Source organism: Amycolatopsis sp. SID8362, assembly GCF_010550475.1.
GTDB classification, from domain to species: domain Bacteria; phylum Actinomycetota; class Actinomycetes; order Mycobacteriales; family Pseudonocardiaceae; genus Amycolatopsis; species Amycolatopsis eburnea.
The window spans coordinates 1-3,975 of record NZ_JAAGNB010001430.1; the positions used below are offsets into that span (position 1 = coordinate 1).

Annotated in this window: 3 protein-coding genes and 1 pseudogene; 3 read left to right on the plus strand and 1 reads right to left on the minus strand. The window is 72.9% G+C overall.

The features are described from left to right. The coding region (locus tag G3I65_RS44155) for a putative PEP-binding protein (RefSeq protein ID WP_160701394.1) at window positions 1-1,184 on the plus strand (1,184 nt) is incomplete at its 5' end. Between the two features lie 315 nt (window positions 1,185-1,499). Further along, window positions 1,500-2,888, plus strand: a complete 1,389-nt coding sequence (locus G3I65_RS44160) for an MFS transporter (RefSeq protein WP_160701395.1) — start codon at window positions 1,500-1,502, stop codon at window positions 2,886-2,888. Window positions 2,889-2,958: 70 nt separating this feature from the next. Here the strand turns inward: G3I65_RS44160 and G3I65_RS44165 are convergent, their stop codons facing one another. Then, window positions 2,959-3,615, minus strand: a complete 657-nt coding sequence (locus G3I65_RS44165; RefSeq protein WP_125309259.1) for a DUF1707 domain-containing protein — start codon at window positions 3,613-3,615, stop codon at window positions 2,959-2,961. Window positions 3,616-3,714: 99 nt separating this feature from the next. On the opposite strand from G3I65_RS44165, the pseudogene G3I65_RS44170 reads away from it, so the two are divergent. Further along, window positions 3,715-3,975, plus strand: a pseudogene (locus G3I65_RS44170) (hypothetical protein); the annotation flags it as partial.

Here is a 3,975-nt window from a genome sequence, read left to right on the forward strand (position 1 = left end):
TGACGTCGCCGGCCGTCCTGGTCGCCCGCGACCTCGCCCCGGCCGACACCGCGGGCCTCGACCCGGCGCAGGTCCTCGCCCTGGTCACCGAGGAAGGTGGCCCGACCAGCCACACCGCGATCCTGGCGCGCGCGCTCGGCATCCCGGCCGTCGTCGCGGTGCGCGGGCTCCTCGCCCTGGACGCGCAAGCGCTTGCGGTCGACGGCGACACGGGCGTGGTCGAGGTCGCGGACCCGTCCGCACCGGTCGTCACCGCGACGGTCACCCAGCTCGCCGAGTGGAACGGCACGGGCGCGACGGCCGACGGCCACCGCGTGAAGGTCTACGGCAACGTCGGCTCCCCGGCCGACGCCCAGGCCGCGGCGGACGCGGGCGCCGAGGGCGTCGGCCTGTTCCGCACCGAGTTCTGCTACCTGGACGCCTCGGACGAGCCGTCGGTCGCCGACCAGCGCGCCGCGTACACCGCGGTGCTCGCCCCGTTCCGCGGCAAGCCGGTGATCGTCCGCACGCTGGACGCGGGCGCCGACAAGCCGCTGGCCTTCCTCTCCCCGGAAGCCGAACCCAACCCGGCGCTCGGCGTCCGCGGGCTCCGCGTGGCGTTCGACCGCCCCGAGGTCCTCGACCGCCAGCTCGAAGCGATCGCCGGCGCGGCCGAGGATTCGGGCGCCGAGGTCTCGGTGATGGCCCCGATGGTCGCGACGGTCGAGGAAGCCGCCTGGTTCGCCGACCGCGTCCGCGCGGCGGGCATCCCCCGAGCCGGCGTGATGATCGAGATCCCGGCGGCGGCGCTGAGCGCCCGCGAGATCCTCGAGGCGGTCGACTTCGTCTCGGTCGGCACGAACGACCTGGCCCAGTACACCTTCGCGGCGGACCGCCAGCTCGGCGCGGTCGCCAAGCTCAACGACCCCTGGCAGCCGGGCCTGCTGCGCCTGCTGAAACTGATCGGCGACGCGGCCAAGGCCACGGGCAAGCCGGCGGGCGTCTGCGGCGAAGCGGCCGCGGATCCGCGCCTGGCCCTGGTCCTGGCCGGCTTGGGCCTGACGAGCCTGTCGATGAACGCCCCGGCGATCCGCACGGTCGGCGCCAGCTTGGCCGCGACGACGTTCGCGGAGTGCGAAGCGCTGGCCGGAGCGGCACTGGCCACTTCGGACCCGGCAGCAGCCCGCGCGGCGGCTCGCCCCTGACGGGCGGGTAGCTCGCAGCAGCGGCGCGCGAGTCGCGGGGCGGCTCGGCAACGGCTCGCCCCTGGTGGGCGAGCCGTGGGCGGCTTGGCAACGCCGAACCGACCCAACCCGCAGGGGCGCCCCCCACTTTCAGTCTATCGGTCATCACCGACCGTGGCGGTTTGTGCGAGCCTGAACCCACGGGGTTGTCCACATTGTTCGAGGGGTGTGGACAACCCCGGCCTCACTCAAAACAAGACTCCCGAGGTTGTCGATCCCAGCCTCTCCCGCTCGACGAACAGGTGAAGAACCCCAGTCGAGCCGAGAGGACCTCCCATGACCGCCACCATCTCCGCTCCGGTTGCCGAAGCCAGGGCCGGGCGTCGGGAGTGGGTGGGGCTGGCCGTGCTGGCCTTGCCCGCTCTGCTCGTCTCGCTCGACGTCTTCGTTCTCGTTCTCGCGCTGCCGAAGCTCGCCGGCAGCCTGCACGCCGATGGGACCGAACAGCTCTGGATCATGGACGTCTACGGCTTCATGGTCGCCGGGTTCATGGTCACCATGGGGACGCTCGGGGACCGGATCGGGCGGCGGAGGCTGCTGCTGATCGGGGCCGCCGCCTTCGGGGTCGCCTCCGTCGTCGCCGCCTTCTCCGCCAGTGCCGGGATGCTCATCGCCGCGCGGGCCGTGCTCGGGGTTGCCGGGGCGACGCTCGCTCCGTCCACGCTCTCGCTGATCGGGGCCATGTTCGTGAACCCGCGGCAGCGGGCCGAGGCGATCGGGATCTGGGCCGGGTGCTTCACCGTCGGGGCGATCGTCGGTCCCGTAGTCGGGGGTTTCATGCTCGAGCACTTCTGGTGGGGCTCGGTCTTCCTGCTCGGCGTGCCCGCCATGGTCCTGCTGCTGGTCATCGGCCCGAAGCTGCTGCCCGAGTACCGCGACGACACCGCCGGGCGGCTCGATCTGCCGAGTGTCGGGCTCTCGCTCGCCGCCATCCTGCCCGCCGTCTACGGCGTCAAGGAGCTCGCTCGCGACGGTGTCCACCTCACGCCCGTGGTCGCCCTGGTCATCGGCGGGATCTTCGGGTACGTCTTCGTCAAGCGGCAGCGGACGCTCGACGAGCCCCTGGTCGACTTCAGCCTCTTCGCCGCGAAGGCGTTCCGGACCACGCTCGGCGGGATGCTGCTGTTCAGCGTGCTCGGCGGGACCACGATGCTGTTCGTCGCGCAGTTCTTCCAGATCGCGCAGCAGCTCTCGCCGGTCGGGGCCGCGCTCGGGTTGCTGCCGGGGATGGCCGCCTCGACCGTCAGCTTCCTCGCCGCGCCCGTGCTGGCCCGGCGCGTGTCGCAGCGGGTGCTGATCGCCGGTGGGGTCGCGCTCGCCGCCGCCGGGATGGCGATCCTCGCCTTCGTCGAGCCGGCTGGCGGGCCCGCCTGGCCCGCGCTCGGGTTCGCCGTGACGTCGCTCGGGGTCGGGCCGATGGTCGCGCTGGGGACCGATCTCGTCATCGGCTCGGTTCCCGTGCGCAAGGCCGGGGCCGCTTCCGCGCTGGCGCAGACCGTCAACGAGTTCGGCTACTCGCTCGGCCTCGCGACCGTCGGGACGCTGGGCAGCGCCGTCGCGCGGTCGTACGGGTTCGCCAGCGGGCTGCACGTCGTCGCCGGGCTCGCCGCCGTCGCGTTCGCCGTGCTAGTGGGGTTCGTCGCGAAGAACCTGCGGACCGCCTGAAAACGAAGGCCTCCCCGCCCGATGCCTGGGCGGGGAGGCCTTCTTGACGCCGGGGGCAGAGGGACCCCGGCTAGCCGAAGAGCCCGCGTCGCGGGTGCCGGATGACCAGCGAGCCGCCGTGGACGCGGCCGCTCAGCACGTAGCGCGGGTTGCCCATGCGGCCGTTGCTGCGCGTCTTGTCCTCCATCGCGCCGAACTTGACGTCGCTGATCGCGTTGAGGTCCACCGCCGCGTGCTCGGGGATGATGATCTCGACCGAACCCCACTTGGCGTCCAGCTCGATGTGCACCACCGGCGACTGGACCTGGGCCTCGGTGAAGTCCAGCTTCGTCGACCCGTACTTGTTGCGGACGACCAGCTCGGACGGCACCACCCACGGGCCGCCGCGGTGCAGCGAGGAGTACTTGGCGTTGAGCTCGAACCGGCGGCCCGGCGCGTACCCCACCGGCGGCGGCGCGTACGCCGGAGCGGCGGCGACGGCCGCGCTCGGGTGGTACAGACCGGCGAGGTCGGCCAGCACCGCGTTCAGCTCGCCGCGCGTCCTCGACGCCAGCGCGCGGTCGGTCCGCTCGGTGAACTCGTCGAGGTCGATCATGCCGCGGCCGATCGCCTTCTGGAGCACGCCGACGACGTGTTCGCGCTCGTCGTCGGAGACCCGCAGATCGCGCTCGCTCAACGGCTTGGTTTCGGTGGCCCGCTCGGCCGCCGCGTTCTCTTCCTCGCCCATGGTCACGATGGTAGAACCGGATTCCACCTCGCAGATCGGGGGAAAACCCTGAACGGACCCGTATTCCGCGGTGCCGCCGTCTGTGCGGCGCTGGTTCTGTTGTCCGGGTGCACCGGCGAAGACACCGCCCCGCCGCCGTCGACCACGACGTCACCGCCCACGACCGCCGCGCCGCTGCCGCAAGGCCTCACCGGCGTGCGCGCGACCGGCGGGATCGGGGTCACGGCGCTGCTTCCCACCGCCGGCCCGACCCTCTTCGACGCCGACCGCGGGGCCGCCGCCACGCCGCCCGGCTACCCCGGCGGGGACACCGGGCTGAGCGTGCTGCGGGTCGGCAAGGGTGCCGTCCTGACCGTCACC